General features: G+C 38.7%; 20 protein-coding genes. 14 read left to right on the top strand and 6 right to left on the bottom strand.

From position 1 onward, the window contains the following. Positions 1-118: 118 nt before the first annotated feature. Together H6G41_RS25725 and H6G41_RS25730 are read right to left on the bottom strand one after the other, a co-directional pair. Positions 119-583, bottom strand: a complete 465-nt coding sequence (locus H6G41_RS25725) for a hypothetical protein (protein WP_190749950.1) — start codon at positions 581-583, stop codon at positions 119-121. A gap of 3 nt (positions 584-586) precedes the next feature. Beyond that, the gene (locus tag H6G41_RS25730; RefSeq protein WP_190749951.1) at positions 587-1603 is read right to left on the bottom strand and encodes a tyrosine-type recombinase/integrase; all 1017 of its coding nucleotides are present in this window, start codon (positions 1601-1603) and stop codon (positions 587-589) included. A 238-nt stretch (positions 1604-1841) separates the two neighbouring features. Here H6G41_RS25730 and H6G41_RS35385 point away from each other — a divergent pair, with 238 nt between their 5' ends. The 14 genes from H6G41_RS35385 to H6G41_RS25800 all read left to right on the top strand — a co-directional run bounded on the left by H6G41_RS35385 (position 1842) and on the right by H6G41_RS25800 (position 10366). After that, positions 1842-3026: a TnsA endonuclease C-terminal domain-containing protein gene (locus H6G41_RS35385; RefSeq protein ID WP_242038044.1), complete on the top strand. Its 1185-nt coding sequence runs from the start codon at positions 1842-1844 to the stop codon at positions 3024-3026. Further along, positions 2977-3270 (top strand): TniB family NTP-binding protein, encoded by a 294-nt coding sequence (locus tag H6G41_RS25740; RefSeq protein WP_308796458.1) that lies wholly within the window; start codon positions 2977-2979, stop codon positions 3268-3270. The genes H6G41_RS35385 and H6G41_RS25740 overlap by 50 nt, the downstream gene beginning before the upstream one ends. A 1029-nt stretch (positions 3271-4299) precedes the next feature. Continuing rightward, positions 4300-4539 (top strand): hypothetical protein, encoded by a 240-nt coding sequence (locus H6G41_RS25745; RefSeq protein WP_190749953.1) that lies wholly within the window; start codon positions 4300-4302, stop codon positions 4537-4539. 31 nt (positions 4540-4570) lie between these two features. Then, a complete protein-coding gene (locus H6G41_RS25750; RefSeq protein WP_190749955.1) occupies positions 4571-5020 on the top strand; it encodes a nitrogen fixation protein in 450 nt (149 codons plus the stop codon). Between the two features lie 51 nt (positions 5021-5071). Continuing rightward, entirely contained in the window at positions 5072-5377 is a 306-nt protein-coding gene (locus tag H6G41_RS25755; protein WP_190749957.1) for a Nif11-like leader peptide family RiPP precursor, read from the top strand. A gap of 102 nt (positions 5378-5479) precedes the next feature. Continuing rightward, positions 5480-5830, top strand: a complete 351-nt coding sequence (locus tag H6G41_RS25760) for a Nif11-like leader peptide family natural product precursor (RefSeq protein ID WP_190749959.1) — start codon at positions 5480-5482, stop codon at positions 5828-5830. 175 nt (positions 5831-6005) lie between these two features. Continuing rightward, positions 6006-7262, top strand: coding sequence for a nif11-class peptide radical SAM maturase 3 (locus H6G41_RS25765; protein ID WP_190749961.1), 1257 nt, complete (start codon positions 6006-6008; stop codon positions 7260-7262). A 14-nt stretch (positions 7263-7276) separates the two neighbouring features. Further along, the gene (locus H6G41_RS25770; protein ID WP_190750006.1) at positions 7277-7468 is read left to right on the top strand and encodes a hypothetical protein; all 192 of its coding nucleotides are present in this window, start codon (positions 7277-7279) and stop codon (positions 7466-7468) included. 326 nt (positions 7469-7794) lie between these two features. Then, positions 7795-8412 (top strand): PEP-CTERM sorting domain-containing protein, encoded by a 618-nt coding sequence (locus tag H6G41_RS25775; protein WP_190749964.1) that lies wholly within the window; start codon positions 7795-7797, stop codon positions 8410-8412. 398 nt (positions 8413-8810) lie between these two features. Then, complete coding sequence (locus H6G41_RS25780; protein ID WP_190749966.1) at positions 8811-8966, top strand: hypothetical protein; 156 nt, start codon at positions 8811-8813, stop codon at positions 8964-8966. Between the two features lie 43 nt (positions 8967-9009). Continuing rightward, positions 9010-9165 (top strand): hypothetical protein, encoded by a 156-nt coding sequence (locus tag H6G41_RS25785; RefSeq protein WP_190749968.1) that lies wholly within the window; start codon positions 9010-9012, stop codon positions 9163-9165. Positions 9166-9671: 506 nt separating this feature from the next. Continuing rightward, positions 9672-9824 carry a hypothetical protein gene (locus H6G41_RS25790; protein WP_190546580.1) on the top strand — a complete coding sequence of 51 codons (153 nt, stop codon included), beginning with the start codon at positions 9672-9674 and terminating at the stop codon, positions 9822-9824. 46 nt (positions 9825-9870) lie between these two features. Beyond that, on the top strand, positions 9871-10035 hold the full coding sequence (locus H6G41_RS25795; RefSeq protein WP_190749970.1) for a hypothetical protein: 165 nt from the start codon (positions 9871-9873) through the stop codon (positions 10033-10035). 169 nt (positions 10036-10204) lie between these two features. After that, positions 10205-10366 carry a hypothetical protein gene (locus H6G41_RS25800; RefSeq protein WP_190749973.1) on the top strand — a complete coding sequence of 54 codons (162 nt, stop codon included), beginning with the start codon at positions 10205-10207 and terminating at the stop codon, positions 10364-10366. A 91-nt stretch (positions 10367-10457) separates the two neighbouring features. On the opposite strand, the gene H6G41_RS25805 is transcribed toward H6G41_RS25800, so the two are convergent. From H6G41_RS25805 to H6G41_RS25820, 4 genes are all read right to left on the bottom strand, one after another. Next, positions 10458-11195 (bottom strand): peptidylprolyl isomerase, encoded by a 738-nt coding sequence (locus tag H6G41_RS25805; protein ID WP_190749976.1) that lies wholly within the window; start codon positions 11193-11195, stop codon positions 10458-10460. 64 nt (positions 11196-11259) lie between these two features. Next, positions 11260-12783 carry an HlyD family efflux transporter periplasmic adaptor subunit gene (locus H6G41_RS25810; RefSeq protein ID WP_190749978.1) on the bottom strand — a complete coding sequence of 508 codons (1524 nt, stop codon included), beginning with the start codon at positions 12781-12783 and terminating at the stop codon, positions 11260-11262. 112 nt (positions 12784-12895) lie between these two features. Continuing rightward, positions 12896-15646, bottom strand: coding sequence for a peptidase domain-containing ABC transporter (locus H6G41_RS25815; protein WP_190749980.1), 2751 nt, complete (start codon positions 15644-15646; stop codon positions 12896-12898). After that, positions 15540-16265, bottom strand: a complete 726-nt coding sequence (locus tag H6G41_RS25820) for a helix-turn-helix domain-containing protein (RefSeq protein WP_190749982.1) — start codon at positions 16263-16265, stop codon at positions 15540-15542. Before H6G41_RS25820 ends, H6G41_RS25815 begins: the two co-directional genes overlap by 107 nt. Positions 16266-16479: the final 214 nt, after the last annotated feature.

Raw genomic sequence — 16479 nt, forward strand, 5'->3', positions numbered from 1 at the left:
AAATCGTGGAGTTCTGCATCTAAACAATCCCACACCGGAGCAAGTGAAGAAGTTGGTGGCGCAACTGAAATCTCATCAAGCACGTCCCAAATCGTTAATTGGCGATATGCTGTCATCATTATGATTCCGGATGTAACGGACAGGGACGAACTGGACAGTGGCTGGGGCTAATCTCAAACATATCCTTATATTGATACAGCGAAACACCATATTCCTTGGCGAATGCTTGTAATACCTTATCTGTATAGGTGCGAATCTTGCCAGCAGTCAGCCCAAAACAGTGAATAGGTTCGAGCCGACAAATCGGTTTTTGCCCCAACCACAATTCAGCACCCAAGGCATGTAATGGTTTATCTCCCGGCTCTTTGTATAAATACAGCACTGCAAAATACGTTGCAGGTGGTTCAACTGTTATTGAATCAATGCTCCTATTATCTTCAGTTCGGCTACGGTAAAATGAGCGCCGATTATGGCAAATGCGCGGATTCCAGCATCCATCTCCTTGGGTTCCATGCAATACCTTAGCCTTAGCAGTTGATAATTTGGCACATAACTGACACTTAGGGTTTAGTGGCTTTGGCATTTCCTACTCCACTTCTTCCTCACCTATGGCACGATAGTAAGCAGAGATTGCCGCTTCTTGCTCACTGCGAAGTGTATACCGTCGAAAAGCCTTCTCGCTAGTATGTCCCGTCAGTTTCCGGGCATGAGTTGGGTCTACACCCAGTAACAACAAATCAGTAGCATAAGTATGACGGAATTGATGAGGATGCAAGTCTTCAATGCTTGCTAATTCCCCAATTTTCTCGACAGCAAAGTAAATACCGTGATAAGAAAGGCGTTCTCCAAGATATGATGGATGATGCGAAATCATCAGTGGACTGAGGCTAGTTAAAACTTCCCCCTGTGCCTCTCGCCATCGCAAATACTCTGCAACCACCTCTCTACTTTCTTTTCTTAAAGGTACCAAGCGAGGTTGGGCGGTCTTTGTGTCAGGTAAGAACAGCAACTTACCATCAAATGATCCGACATTTAAATTCACCACTTCCCCAGCACGGAGTCCATGACTGAGAATATGAACCAGTGCGGTATCCCGAACCTTTGTTTCGCCTAAATATTCCAAAGTTGACCACACTGATTCCATCTGTTCTGCTGTTAAACTTTGAGCAGGTGGCAGAGGTACTTTTTCCAACTTTACCCCCTGTGTGGGATTTGTAGTCATCATCTCTGGGTAGGTGAGACTCAACCATTTGAAGAAACTCTTGATAGCAGCAAGTCCTGCATTAATACTGCTTTTGGAAAGTGGTTTACCTGCATCAGTGCTGACTTCTTCCATCAGGTATTGTTTGTACAAACCTATATGACGCGATCGCAGTTCATGATAGTGCAACTGCGTCCATCCCAAAAACCTTTTGAGTTCACGTTCATAAAGCTTGCGGCTGTTAGGTGCAAGATTGTTGCTGCGTAAAAATTCCAATACTTTCACCCACCTGATATCAGTTGGTGGTCTTCTGGTTTCTTTGGGCTTGTGGATTGTCAGATCATCATGCTCAAGAGGAATGAGCTTAATCGGGGGTAAGTTTTCAAATTCAGGGATGTTCACAAAATTATTATGGCGAGCGCGGTGCGGAATGACACCCTCAGATTATACAAAACCTCCCCCTGAACACAAAATAAGAATTCATTATCTTTTGTACGATATTAACTACGATTAATACCTTTTCCCCAAATGTAGAGGGATAAAAAAGTTGAACAATAAATAAAAAAGTCCAACAATAAATAAAAAAGTTCTACAATTTCTGGATGTGCATGGTCTGGGCAGATCCAGAAAGGCAAGCTTTATGGCAAGATGTACGCGGGAGTGGAGCCAGGCCAAGTTTGAACGCTACATAAAAGAAGGTCGCGGGCAAGGAAGTGGCGAGAACTACAAGCCTTGGATCAGCGTCAGTGACTTCCCCTCAATGGGCAGATCCGCAAGAAGTCCTGGTTGGAAGACCAATCGAGTGCATCATTTGTTATCAGACCACGAGCGGCGGCTATTTTACTTGTTCGAGTGGTCTGATATGGTCGTAGATATCAGGGAGCAATTCCCCCTGCTCGACTTAGACTTATGTACGAGTATCGCTAGAGACATGGGGATGAAATACCCCACTGACCCAGTTAGCGGTACACCCTACGTTTTAACTACTGACTTCATGCTCACAGTCAATCAATCGGGTAAGTCAGTTCAAATTGCTCGAACAGTCAAGCCTTCTTCAGATTTAGAAAAAAAATCAGTAGCTGAGAAATTTGAGTTAGAAAGACGCTACTATGCTGACCAAAATATTGACTGGGGAATTGTAACAGAAAAAGAAATTCCCAGGCTTTTAGTATTGAATATCGAGTGGATTCATTCTTCCTACTCATTAGAAGCAACTAGCGAAATGGAAGTTGAGCAACTACGAGGACTCTCAACTATTTTAAAGTCTCGACTTCAAAAAAGTAGTGCCACTATCAACAAAGTGACAACAGCTTTAGACAGAGAAATGAATATAGAAGCGGGGACATCACTAATGCTTTTTAAGCATCTGCTAGTTGAGACTTTTGTTCAAACACAGCCTACGGAAAATGAACATCCGCTACTTCGTTCAACTCTTGAGACAGCAAGGCAAATCGAAACACAGGATGTGGAAGTTGATACAAATGGTGAGGTGAAACTGCGCTCTGGTGTTGCCAAAGAACGGCGTATTTCAGTTGAAGACGAAGAGATGAGACATGGACGTAAAAGCCGTAGCCAGAAAATTGATGGCTATAAACGTCATGTTTTACGAGATTTAGACAACGGAATGATTCGCGCTGTTGGTATTACCAAAGCCAATGTCCCAGAAGCATCAGTAACCGATGCGATTACTCAGGACTTAACATCTCAAGATGTCGAACTCACGGAATTGCATATTGACCGAGCTTACTTAAGTAGCACGTTCGTTAAAAATCGTAGTGAGCAACTCAAGATTTACTGCAAGGCTTGGGTCGTCCACAACGGATGAACCAGAATGTTTATTTTTAAAAGGAGAAACTGGAACTGGTAAGACTACTATTTTTAGAAGTTATGCCCAAGAATATCCGAGAAAGGAAACACCCATTGGAACTGTTGTTCCAGTACTTTATGTCACAATTCCTTCCCCAGCGACAGTTAAAACTGTTGTGACGAAGCTACTTTGGGAATTAGGAGATCCCGCTTATGATAAAGGCACAATAGGAAGCCAGACTATCAGACTGATTTGGGGTTAGAGCAATCCCTTAACTGGAGGAGAAAATAGGGGTATGTATAATCCCTTATTTATTTTGGTAGCCTTTAGAACTGGGTGGATGTTGCTTTGAAAAACTTCTCGGCAATAAATTGCGATCGCTTGCAGCTATATTAAACCTACATGACTATCAAATTTTTACTCAACAATTGAGTGCAAAACAAATCAGCTACAATCCTTATACAACAATCAATTCAGCCCTTGCTTGTTATTTTGGCGGCAAATTTCAATAAGTCTGCGAATTTGGTAGGTAAATTTCACTTAGTCTGCGAATTTGGTAGGTAAATTTCACTTAGTCTGCGAATCCAGTTTCAATAAGTCCGAAACAAATCTGCCGAAACCCCAATTATTGCGTTCATTCGATTTCACTTAGTCTGCGAACCCACAACAAGGCATCTTACACATAAATGTTAATCCCTGCTAATCTGCACAGTAGCAAGGCTTTTCTCCAATGAGGACAAGTATGCAGACAGATTAACTTGGTGAAAGGTGGCTGTTTGTGCAAGCCCTGTGCGAAAATCGAAACCACATCGACAACGAGTGACTGCGGGTCTAGACCACTGAATATTTTTGTGACAACTAGAGCATTGTTTCATCAGTACACATCGATGTATATAACAAGCTGTGACTAGATCCCAATCCCAAATTTTGCGGCAATAAGCAGATGCAGTTAAGTAGGTGGGCAGGAAAAAAGTCCGCTATGTTAAGATTTAGTTTAAATTTAGGTAATCAAGAGATTAAATTGGCTAGATACCAGTACTTTTAAGCCTATTTTTTAGCTATATCTCTAAAATTCTTAGAACATAAATATTTTATTATTGTTCAATAAAAAGCAACAACTAACGCTGCAATACTTGGCTTCTACTCTAAAATCAACAGATAAGCTATTCCACTAAAATTTGCATCATATTGTTGATTGTTGACTGTTATCGGTTAACAAATTTTACAATTGATAATGCAAGAAATATGTGTTTTAGCTGATTAGTTAATGATGCTTCCAAGGAAAAATAACATGGAAAAGCACAAAAGCAGCTACCAGGGTCATTTAGAAATCAACAGTCTAATTGATGATGCGGTAAATAATGCGATCGCCCGACGCAATCAAGGTTTAGATTCTGAAGATGCTTTGTTAGATGTATCTGCTGAAGAAACGAAAAATGTTGCAGGTGGTCTAGTAACTAAAACAATTGGTTTGGTGATTAAACCGCCTATTATTGTCGGCATCATCATCGCTCCAATTGAAACTATTTAGCCGTAAGATTCTCTTTGCTGAGGCGCAATTAATGGAAAATATTGCTGCTGAAAAAACTATACTTTGCCCCAGTGCAAGACCTGAATCGGAGAATAGTGTGATTTTCGGTATTATCAGTGGCACAGTAGTAGAACCTCGTGTAGCTTATCTAAAACAGCCCCAAACACTCACAGATGAACTGATAGCCAAAGCTAGCCCAGTTACACCTGCTGAAATTTTTCGCACAGCCGCACCTTGTGTTAACAAAGGTTGTCACCATTTTGATGGACAAGATTGTCGTTTAGCTACACGCATTGTCGAAAAATTACCCGCGATCGCCCAAGAATTACCCCCTTGTTCTATCCGCCGAGATTGTCGCTGGTGGAACCAGGAAGGTAAAGCAGCTTGTATGCGTTGTGCCCAAGTAATTACAGATAACTATAATCCTTCGGAACTAGCAATTGAAGTAGCAATGCCAACTGTTAGTGAAGCAAAGCTATAGGAATTTGGTTTGATTTTAGCAACAATCACCCCATCCTATCAGGAGCAGATTATGTCCTTAGAAAATGTTAGAGCTTTTTACGAAAGACTAGCATCTGATGAAGCTTTCCGTACCCAAATTCAAGGCATTGAAAGCAAAGATGTAGGAAGAAAAATTTTGCAAAATGCTGGGTTTAACTTCACCAAAGAAGAATTTGAAGAGTACACTGCTCAATTATTAGACTCTGAGAATGAACTTCAAGATATAGATGCAGCAGAACTAGCATCTGTAGTTGGTGGATTAGTTGGATTTTATCCCAGACTTTACTTGATTTATGGAGCGCCAAGTCCTCTTTGGGATCACACAAACCTCTTCTAATCAAGAGTTAAGACATTACCACTTTGATTCACACAATCACTGATAAAGCTTGGTGACAGTCAACCGTCAACCGTCAACTATCAACAATCTAGGAGTTATTTTATGTCTTTAGAACATGTAAAAGAATTTTACCAAAAGCTAGCAAATGATGAGGCTTTCCGTAATCAAATGCAAGCTGTTGAAACCAAGGATGAATGTAGCCAAGTTGTCAAAAGTGCTGGCTTAAATTTCACTCAAGAAGAATTTGAAGAATATACAACTCAATTACTAGAATCCAATGCTGACAGTGAACTCCAAGATTTAGGAGAAAAAGAACTAGAAGCAGTTTTTGGTGGCTTTTTAGGTAAGCCTATAATCCGCCCTCTATATGGAGTTGTTGTCTGGCCTCCTATTAAATGGCCCCCTATTTATCCTCAGCCCTTGTATGGAGCTGTCATCAATGATGAAATTTAACAAGGCTAAATAAAAAGCTGATATTTACTGAAAAGAAAAAATATAGCAATCCTAAATAATTTTTGAAATTTTGCCAGCTTTGACAGTCAACAGTTAACAGTCAACAATCACAACAAAAATAGGATTGCTATATTTATTTCCCCTTTAGAGAAATTGATTGAGGGAGTTAACGCTAATGAGCTATCGCAGAATTAGTTATGCGGTTTGGGAAATCACTTTAAAATGCAATCTTGCTTGTCAGCACTGTGGTTCTCGCGCCGGTCATACAAGAACCAAAGAATTATCCACCGCCGAAGCCCTTGATTTAGTTAAACAAATGGCGGAAGTTGGAATTACAGAAGTAACAATAATTGGTGGTGAGGCTTTTCTGCGTCCCGATTGGCTAGAGATAGCCCAAGCAATTACCAAAGCGGGAATGCTTTGTGGTATGACTACTGGGGGCTATGGTATCACTCTAGACACAGCCCACAAAATGAAGGAAGCGGGAATTAATGTAGTTTCTGTGTCTGTTGATGGCTTAGAAGCAACTCACGATCGCATTCGTGGTAAACAAGGTTCATGGCAATGGGCATTTAAAACCATGAGCCATCTTCAACAAGCAGGAATTTCCTTCGGTTGCAATACCCAAATCAATCGCCTATCTGCACCGGAATTTCCCCGAATTTATGAATATCTAAGGGATGCGGGAATCTTTGCTTGGCAAATTCAATTAACTGTACCAATGGGAAATGCAGCCGACAATAGCGAGATTTTGCTGCAACCTTATGAACTACTGGATGTATACCCGATGATAGCCCGTGTTGCCCAACGAGCTAAACAAGAAGGCGTACAGGTACAGCCAGGAAATAACATCGGCTACTACGGCCCTTATGAACGCTTTTTACGGGGTGGTGATGCTTGGTCATTTTGGCAAGGTTGCAGTGCGGGATTGGCGGCTTTAGGAATTGAAGCTGATGGCGCGATTAAAGGTTGTCCTTCATTGCCAACTACAGCATACACCGGTGGAAATATCCGCGATCGCTCTTTGCGCAGTATCATCGAAGAAACCGAAGAACTGCGGTTTAACTTAGGTGCTGGTACACCCAAAGGTACAGAACATCTTTGGGGTTTCTGCAAAACTTGCGAATTTGCAGAACTATGTCGAGGTGGTTGCAGTTGGACTGCACATGTCTTTTTTGACAAGCGAGGTAACAATCCCTACTGTCATCATCGCGCCCTGACTCAAGAAAAACAAGGCATCCGCGAACGAGTATTTTTGCAACGTCAAGCAGACGGAAATCCTTTTGATAATGGGGAGTTTGCTTTGATTGAAGAACCAATTAATGCAACTTGGCCAGAAAACGATCCCCTCCACTTTACTGCTGACTGCATTCAATGGCCAGAAGGTTGGCAAGCAGAATTAGAACTCGTTCCATCTTTAGTAAAAATTTAATTTATCAGCATAATATGCCCAGCGATTATATACCTCCAGTAGAATCATCTATTAATCAATCTCCAGTTGAGTTAGACTCTCAAGAACCGTTGTTACCTCGTTTAGCTTGGAATAGTCAAATAGCGTATTTGCGAGTGATTTTTAAAGCCAAAAAAGCTTTAGATCGCATTGAAAAAGAAGCAGGTTTTACACCAATATCTAACTAATTTTTCAATGAATGCTATAAATTCAATAAACATCAAAAATTAGTTAATTCCAGATAAAGAACGGGTTAATTTTTGATTTAAAAACTTGAGAGTATGTAGAGCGATCGCATACCCTACAAGCCTTGCAATACAGTATCTTGGCTAAATTTATGTACTTTTAAATCTAAAAATAAAAACGAATTTTTTTGAATTTAAAAGTTTTATTGTTTGCTGCTTTATATAAGGTAAAATATATAAAGTTTTCTTGAAGTTTTCCCAAAACAGTAAAAATACAGATGTTAATAATGGTAAGAATAATCATCAGGAATGATTACCTTATTTAAGCCATGAAAGCTACAACTATAGGCTCGTTAATTTCAAGTGCATTAGGTGGATTTTTGCTCTCATTATCCCCCGTTAGTGCTGTTACATTAGTCGAACCAATCGTGACAACACCTATCACCAATTTTCCTGATGGCATAAAAGTCACAGATGCGCTGAAACCAAGTGAATTAAGATTTTGGAACGCCCCTGATACTACTGGAGAACAAAATTTCGTTAATGATACAGGCTTTACTATCAATCAATTTTCTTTCTTAGTATTTCCTGATTTTGATACTCTGGCTGATGATGTAATCTGGGGAGATGTAGATGGAGATGGTAAAGTTGGTTTCTCTAACATCTTTTCCAACATTACTATTTCTCCTGATTTTCTAGTTGAAAATTTCCGTGCGCCACGCTTGAATATGACCGGAGGATCAATTTTCAATGGTAATTCCTTTGCAGTTCAATTTCTTACAAAACCAGATTTAAGACCAGCGCAACCAGGAGACAATGGGCCTTTGGTAATAGGTGGTGCTTACGACATTGCTAAACAAGTACCTGAACCATCAACTATTCTGAGTACAGCTTTAGTTTTTGGGCTAGGAAGCTGCTTAAAAAAGTATAAATCGGCTAGAAATTAAAGAAGAATTTAGCCTACATTAAGTGGGTAATTAAAATCCGCCACTCTCTGACAAAGTTCCGAATGAAGTTTTTCTTCCTTCGGGACTTTTTACTAATTTAATGACAATAACTTATAAATTATTTATCAAAAATATCTATTCAGCAAATAACCTAATGTGTGTCTAAATTCTAGAACTACTAATAATAGCTGTCAACAGTCAACCGTCAACATCCCTCATAATAGATTCTGCAAATAAAAAATAGAATAATTAATGAATTAATTAATAACTGTACCTATTTTGTTCAATCACATATCACTAAGATATTGACCAGATAAAACAACTAAGAGAATAATACATACGGATGAACAAAATATCATCTTGACAAAGAATTTACACCCAAGAAGGAGAAATTACAAATGGCTAACATCACAATTCAAAACCTAGATGCTCAGAATCTGGCAATTGTTGAATTGGATAACAATCAACTTAATGAAGTTAAGGGCGGTTGTCCTATCTGTATTCCTCTATTATTTGCAGCTGGTATAGCTGCTGGCTATCTTCTTAACAGATAATTCTGAACTGATCTACTACCATTTTTGAATTGTAGGACTTACCATGACAGTAATTACCATTAACGATATCAACCGTAACGATTATCTGGTTGATTTAACAGACAACGAAACAGATGCAACTCGTGGTGGCTTTATACAATTTGTTGCTGCTTTTTGGCTGGGTTATAAAATAGGCAAAGAAATTGCCCGATTGACTTAGTAATATTAAATTAAATACAGACATAATAAAGTTGCCCATATTATTAAGCTTTTTTGCTTTTAGGTCAACTTTCATTGTCTCAATTAATAAAACCCTCTGAAAATTTTCGAGGGTTTTTTCATGAATAATTAAGCTAGGTTTTAATCTAAAAAACTACGAAAAAATGATTATGCACTATTGTAGATAAGTTAGAAGCGGAATATACAAAATTAGGGCTTATACCACTGGTGCGTATAATCTAGCCGGCAAAGGCAGGCTACCCTACGGGAAGCCGCTCCGCGTCTATGTTTGTTTAGTGCCACCCTTGAGGGTGAGGGCGTTAATGTGCAGCCTCACAGAGAATTAGTATCAGCCCTAAAAACACTAAATTAATAACTGTACCTATTTTGTTCCATAATGTATTACCTCAAATATTGACCAGATAAAACAACTAAGAGAATAATACATACGGATGAACAAAATATCATCTTCGACAAAGAATTTAACCCAAGAAGGAGAAATTACAAATGGCTAACATCACAATTCAAAACCTAGATGCTCAGAACCTATCAATTGTTGAATTGGATAACAATCAACTGAACGAAGTTAAGGGCGGTTGTCCTATCTGTATTCCTCTATTATTTGGTATTGGTCTAGCTGCTGGTTATCTTCTTAACTGATAATTCTGAACTGATCTACTACCATTTTTGAATTGTAGGACTTACCATGACAGTAATTACCATTAACGATATCAACCGTAGCAATTATCTGGTTGATTTAACAGACAAGCAAACTGATGCAACTCGTGGTGGCTTTATACAATTTGTTGCTGCTGTTTGGCTGGGTTATGAAATAGGCAGAGAAATTGCAATACTGACTAAAAGAAGATAGTCCTGTCTAGGAATAATTTTTGAAATAAATAACAATCAACTAGAGGAATTTAAGGGTATTAATCTAATCTGCATTCCTCTATTATTTTCCATTTGTCTAGTTGCTCGCTATCTTCTTAACCGATAATTGTGAACTGATCTACTACCATTTTTGAATTGTAGGATTTACCATGACAGTAATTACCATTAGCGATATCAACCGTAGCAATTATCTGGTTGATTTAACAGATAACGAAACTGATGCAACTCGTGGTGGTTTTATCCAAGCAGTTGCAGCGCTTTGGCTTGGTTATGAAATAGGTAAGGAAATTGCAACACTGCTCAAAAGATAGTAGTCTGAAATTTCAATTAAGCAGTTTTGCTTTTAACCCAAAAGTCATCATCTGATAAAAAACCTCTGAGGATTTCAGAGGTTTTCTATAATTAGTCTAATATTAGTTCAATTTCAAATTGGTCAATTTGTTTCTTGAGCCATTCTGCAAACAACTCTGTAATAATCTTGTAACGCAACTTATCATCTAAAATTGGTTGAATAATTTCTTCTACAAAAATTAAGTGGTATCCCTGAGAATTGACAATCGGCTTGAGGATTTGTGGTGGATTAGCAGCAAAAACAGCAGCAGAAATTTCCGGTTTCATGTCTTTCCGTCTGACTATTCCTTGGTATCCACCGGAGCGTTTTAATTCAACATCTTGGATATATTTGTGAGCTACATCATGGAAGCTAATTTCAACTTCTTTAATGGCGTAAAAAAGTTCCAGTGCTAAATCTTCACTATCCAAGATGACTTGGTACATAACTGCGGCAGAATAATCTAATTGATGTTCAAAAAAGTAAGGCTCAACTTGCTCTCTAAATAAATGAGCAGCTAACTTTCCAGAAATGAGACTGCTGTATACTATGTTTTCAAAATCTTCTAAAGATAAACTATGTTTTTCTAACCAATTCCATGTATCATCAGCACTATCAAGGTTATTAACTAAACGTATTTGGTCTGCTGCGTGCTGAAGTTCTTTTGGTTCTATTGTAATCCCAGCTTCTACTGCGCTAGATATAATTACTTTCCGACTAATAATTTGCTCAACTACTTCAGGAATCTTGCATGACAACTTAATTTCACGCAGAATATCTTCCTTGATAATCGTAATATTTTGTGACATTTAAGCGCTCCTCACTGATAAATTTATAACTGCATAATTACAAGAAACTTACAACCTAAAACTACTATAGTTTTAAGCCACCTTGTTGCAATTTCTTAAACGGATCGAGTAGAAAATCACTAATCCGGCGTTGGCGGACAATGACTTCGGCTGTTGCTGTATCCCCTGGATTTAAGGGAATACATTTATTACCAGAAGAAATACAGTTTTGTTTTAAACTAATTTCTAAGTTATAAGCTGCAACTTTACCATTAGGTGTATCCACCTCTGTAGTAGTAGGCGAAATTTTAATTAATTCCCCCGATACAACACCATAATCCTGAAATGGGTAAGCATCAAATTTTAATTTAACTGGCAATCCTTTTTGTAAAAAACCACTTTCGGTAGTTGCCATTTGTGCCCGAATAATTAAAGGTGAATCTAAAGGTGCAATCTCTGCCATCATTGTTCCTGATTGCACTACAGAGCCAGCTTTTTGAATTGGCAACTGAAACAGTTTACCATTCACAGTTGCTTTAATTTCTCGTTGTCCTAATTGAAATTTTAACGATGCAATCTGACTCTTGGTTTGAGAAATTTCTGCTTGGAGAGAGGCAATTTCTGTATCTAAGTTCTTTTGCTGTTCTGTGATTTTTAGCACAGCTAACTGACCGGAACGCATTAAGGTTTGATAACCTCTTTCTTGTTCTTTGAGTCGCAATTCTGCCTGTTCAATATCTGCACTAATTTGGCGGATATTGCGCTCATAGCTACTCTGTTGTTCTGTTAAACGTAACTTAGCTTGTGCAATATCTGATTTACTTTGTTCATATAACTTTTGCTTGTCTTTAGCTAAATCTTGCTTTTCTACGAGGTTAATTTCGGGAATAATTCCTTGTTGCTTTAGCTTGTTATAACGTTCCACCTCTCGCTGAGTACTAGATAAAGTACTCTCCATCAAATTACTCACAATTCGGCTGTGTTCAAGAGTTTGCCTTGCTTGATTAACTTGAGCTAATTTCTCATCTTTTTGTAATGCATAGGCATTTTTTAATGTAAGAATATTTTGTCTTGCTTGGTCAACTTGAGCTTGTTTTTCTAACTGTTGCGATTGATTTTGTTGTTGTTGAGTTGTTAAAGATACAATTAACTGATGTTTAGCAGAATTCAACTGCGAAAGTCGATTTAATTGTCCTTCTAATTTATCTTGAATCTGGCGTAATTCTGCTTTAACTAATTCTGACTCTAATAATAATAAAGTTTGTCCAGTTTTAACTAATTCACCCTCTTTAACTCGAATTTCGGCAACAGTTCCAGCCACAGGAGCATCGAGCTTAATTGTTTGATCTTGAGGCTCAATACGCCCTCTAGCTGTGCCAGTTTCATCAACTTTAGATAATACTGCCCAAGGTAAAATTATTGAGACAAAAATGACCAAAAAATATAACAATCCTCTTGTCCAAACTTGGGGAAGGCTTTCGAGAGATTCTTTTGTTATCTCAGCCCAGTCATCTCTTTTGATTACTGAAGATGGTGTTACTAAAGTTTCTGTATGGGGTTTATCTGTTATTATTGAATTTTTGACCTTGCCATTTAATACATCTGTCATGAATCTTCCTTGATTTTAATTTTAAATTAAGCTCTTAATCACAAAATGAAATTAAATCCAATTTAAATGTAGGCAAAACAGCTAGGGTGAGTATCTCCCACCCTAATTTAATTTAGGTTAATCCTTGAAATTGCTGTTGATTGAGGTAAAAATAATGCCCGCGTCGTGCCATTAATTCTGCATGGGTTCCACTCTCGATCAATACACCCTTGTCTAGTACCAAAATCATATCTGCATTTTGTACAGTAGAGAGTCGATGAGCAATCACTAAGGTAGTTCTTCCCTTAAGAATAGTATTTAAGTTTTGCTGAATAATTTTTTCTGATTCTGTATCTAAGTGGGAAGTAGCCTCATCTAAAATTAGCAAGCGAGGATTACCTAATAAGGCTCTAGCTATAGCTATGCGCTGTCGTTGTCCGCCAGATAATAACCCGCCACCTTCACCAATTTGGGTTTCATATCCCATTGGTAATTTTTTAATAAACTCATCAGCACCCGCTAATTTTGCCGCTTCCATAACTTCGCTTAAAGGTGCGCCGGGATGTCCTAAGCTAATATTTTCGCGAATGGTTCCGCCAAATAAAAAGGTATCTTGGTCAACTACGCCTACTTCTTGGCGTAAGGAACGCAGGGAAATACTAGTAATATCTTGTCCATCAATTAAGACTTTACCATCTGTAGGGGGATATAAGCCTAAAACTAGCTTAGAAATAGTAGTTTTTCCAGAGCCGCTACGCCCTACCAGTGCAACCATCTGTCCAGTTTTGATTTCAAATGTGAGATTTTCTAAAATATTAGAATCACTTTCTGGATGATAACGAAATGTGACATTTTCAAAGCGAATATTGCCTTGAATGTATGGTAAATTCTGTCGTGCTTGGTGTTGTAAATCTTCCTCTGGTTCTGTATCCAGAACATCATTAATCCGTTCTACCGCAATTACTACTTCTTGTAATTGATTCCACAGAACAATTAAGCGTTGAAAGGGCGTGATAATATTGCCTAACAGCATATTGAAAGCAACTAATTGCCCAATAGTTAGCTGGTTTTCAATTACTAAATGTGCCCCAAACCATAACAAAGCGGTTGTAACTATTGCTTCAATGGCATTGCTAAATATTTGCAAGCGATTACTGATAACTTGTCCAGAAAAGTTAGTTTTTATTTCTTTATTTAACAACTCTTCCCAATGCCAACGAACTGTATGCTCTACTGCTGTAGCTTTCACAGTTCTAATACCAGTGAGAGCTTCGATTAAGTAACTGCTTTCATTAGCTACAGCATTAAAGATTTCGCGGGAAATCCTTTGTAAAAACGGCGTGGCAATTAATGCTAATAAAGCAAACGGTGGTACAATTACCAGCACTAGCAACGCCATTTTCCAACTGTACCAAAACATTAATCCTACATAGATAAATACTGTGAGTAAATCTAGGAGGATAGATAATGCTTCACCGGAAAGGAAGCGTTGAATTTTACGGTTTTCTTGAACGCGAGAAATTATATCCCCTACATAACGGGATTCAAAAAAACTCAAGGGTAAACGTAAGGTATGGCGAATAAAGCCAACGATTAGCGCCAAGTCTATACGATTGGCTGTGTGGTCTAGCAAATATTGCCGCAAACCTGTCATTGCTACTCGAAACAGGCTAAAAATCAGCAATCCGATGCCAACAGTAGTTAAGGTAAGTTGCGATCGCTGTACAACTACTCGATCTAAAATTAACTGGGTAAATAGTGGTGTAATCAGCCCAAATATCTGGATAAATACCGAAGCAATAAATACTTCCAGCATTACCAAACCGTGAGGCTTGAGTAACTCAAAGAATTGCCAAAAGGGGGTAGAGGTTTCTTTGGCATCTTTAAGCATAGCTGTGGGTTGCAGCAGCAATGTATAACCAGTCCAGCCAGCCTGGAACTCTGCATGAGTGAGGGTGCGTTGTCCAATACCAGGGTCGGCAACAATAACATATTTCTGGGTAATTTCGTAGACTACAATGTAATGTTTGCCTTCCCAATGGACAATTGCAGGTAATTTTTGCTTGGCTAACTGATTCAGACTCGCCTTGACAGGTCTGGTTGCAAAACCTAAACTTTCTGCTGTCGTCAATAAACCCCGCAACGATGCACCATTACGGTCTACATTGGCGATATCTCTTAACCGATTGACGCTAAAACGTTTACCCCAATAGCGAGACACCATCACCAAACAAGCTGCACCGCAGTCTGATGCACTTTGCTGGGCAAAAAATGGATAGCGACGAGTCACTCTTTGCCATAAATGCCCAGCTTGCTGAGTAGGTTTGGGAAAATAGGCTTTACTAATCTTTTTTGGTGGTGCTTCTGGGGTAGAGATTGCAGAAATAGCTGTTTGATGATTTGGAGTTGATGCGTCAGCGTAGCCCGTCGTAGATATCGCAGTTACAGGTGAGTTATCTATGTCTTCTTGTAGAGAATTCCGAGCTAACGCTGCTTGCCACAAATGCTGCCTAATTTCAGGATAATTAGCCATCAATGGTTGCAACAATTCACCAGGAACAAAGCACAACTGCAAATTTATCGAAGCCCTAGCAGCATAAGGTTTTAACTCAGCCTCCGGGAACAACGTAAATTCCCCAAATGAATTTCCGGACTCCAAAGTGGTGATTAACTCACCTACATTGTCAAGCAACCTCACCTTACCGGCAATCACAATATAGATACCTGGTTCAACGTCAGTTCCTTGCCAAAACTTACCAACTTTGGGGCTGAGAAATTTAACTTGTTGCAAACAGTGTTGAAATTCTACCTCGGAAAGTGAGTACCCCAAAATATTGCTGAATTGTTCCAGAGACACTAACAGATCTGATAGATTTTGCACCATGAATCCCTGAGTCTGTTCCTAATTTTGCTAAATGAATCGGCAAAAATTCATTATTATCTAACGTATTGGTTGATTTAAGGTCGCTAATTAAAATTTGCGCGCCATTAGCTTTTTCTAAGGTTTTTTCTTCAACAGTTATAGCTTTTGCTCTAATCGATAGCCCCATTTGCTTCAGCAGTCGATTGATGTGATGACCGCTGACTTTAATTCCCAATTCTTTCGCTAACTGTTGACTCAACCAGTTACCTGTCCAACGCCGAAAAGAATAGCCGTAATCACGAGGACTGTTACTGACAAGTTCTTTTAAACGTTCTAAAAATTCTTCATTTACTGCTTTAGGACGACCAATTGCACAATCTTGCCATTGATGAGCCATCCCAGTACGTGCTATGTGCATCCAATGCCTAGCGGTTGCTGGACAGCACCCCAATGTCTGACAAATTGTAGTTTGAGATTTTCCTTCATCTGTCAGCAACATAATTTCAATCCGCTGACGGTAAGATTCAGCTAGATTTTCTTGTAAACTCTTTTGCAGAATTTTGCGCTGAAAAGCTGTTAAACATTTACCATCAAAGTTACTCGAATATTTAGTGCCAGTTTCTGTTTGAGAGTACGTCATATCTAACTAGCTATCTTCTAAGTTTCTCGGTGAGTTAATCGAGTTCGATTATCGTCCATTCATAAATCAATTAAGATTTAAAAGAGCCTTATTCTGGCAAAATTGTTTGATAATTACTAGCTAAATCCAGATTATTGCATATTGATGACAATCTTAATTTACATCTTTCAAGCATTACTTTTAAGGAACGTATAAATCCAGCATTGACAGTTCA

It is taken from the genome of Tolypothrix sp. FACHB-123, from assembly GCF_014697075.1.
Taxonomy (GTDB): domain Bacteria; phylum Cyanobacteriota; class Cyanobacteriia; order Cyanobacteriales; family Nostocaceae; genus Aulosira.

Coding starts and splice junctions, on each gene's coding strand:
- H6G41_RS25725 (WP_190749950.1), bottom strand. CDS start 583: ATGCCAAAGCCACTAAACCCTAAGTGTCAGTTATGTGCCAAATTATCA.
- H6G41_RS35385 (WP_242038044.1), top strand. CDS start 1,842: ATGGCAAGATGTACGCGGGAGTGGAGCCAGGCCAAGTTTGAACGCTAC.
- H6G41_RS25745 (WP_190749953.1), top strand. CDS start 4,300: ATGGAAAAGCACAAAAGCAGCTACCAGGGTCATTTAGAAATCAACAGT.
- H6G41_RS25750 (WP_190749955.1), top strand. CDS start 4,571: ATGGAAAATATTGCTGCTGAAAAAACTATACTTTGCCCCAGTGCAAGA.
- H6G41_RS25755 (WP_190749957.1), top strand. CDS start 5,072: ATGTCCTTAGAAAATGTTAGAGCTTTTTACGAAAGACTAGCATCTGAT.
- H6G41_RS25760 (WP_190749959.1), top strand. CDS start 5,480: ATGTCTTTAGAACATGTAAAAGAATTTTACCAAAAGCTAGCAAATGAT.
- H6G41_RS25765 (WP_190749961.1), top strand. CDS start 6,006: ATGAGCTATCGCAGAATTAGTTATGCGGTTTGGGAAATCACTTTAAAA.
- H6G41_RS25770 (WP_190750006.1), top strand. CDS start 7,277: ATGCCCAGCGATTATATACCTCCAGTAGAATCATCTATTAATCAATCT.
- H6G41_RS25775 (WP_190749964.1), top strand. CDS start 7,795: ATGAAAGCTACAACTATAGGCTCGTTAATTTCAAGTGCATTAGGTGGA.
- H6G41_RS25780 (WP_190749966.1), top strand. CDS start 8,811: ATGGCTAACATCACAATTCAAAACCTAGATGCTCAGAATCTGGCAATT.
- H6G41_RS25785 (WP_190749968.1), top strand. CDS start 9,010: ATGACAGTAATTACCATTAACGATATCAACCGTAACGATTATCTGGTT.
- H6G41_RS25790 (WP_190546580.1), top strand. CDS start 9,672: ATGGCTAACATCACAATTCAAAACCTAGATGCTCAGAACCTATCAATT.
- H6G41_RS25795 (WP_190749970.1), top strand. CDS start 9,871: ATGACAGTAATTACCATTAACGATATCAACCGTAGCAATTATCTGGTT.
- H6G41_RS25800 (WP_190749973.1), top strand. CDS start 10,205: ATGACAGTAATTACCATTAGCGATATCAACCGTAGCAATTATCTGGTT.
- H6G41_RS25805 (WP_190749976.1), bottom strand. CDS start 11,195: ATGTCACAAAATATTACGATTATCAAGGAAGATATTCTGCGTGAAATT.
- H6G41_RS25810 (WP_190749978.1), bottom strand. CDS start 12,783: ATGACAGATGTATTAAATGGCAAGGTCAAAAATTCAATAATAACAGAT.
- H6G41_RS25815 (WP_190749980.1), bottom strand. CDS start 15,646: ATGGTGCAAAATCTATCAGATCTGTTAGTGTCTCTGGAACAATTCAGC.
- H6G41_RS25820 (WP_190749982.1), bottom strand. CDS start 16,265: ATGACGTACTCTCAAACAGAAACTGGCACTAAATATTCGAGTAACTTT.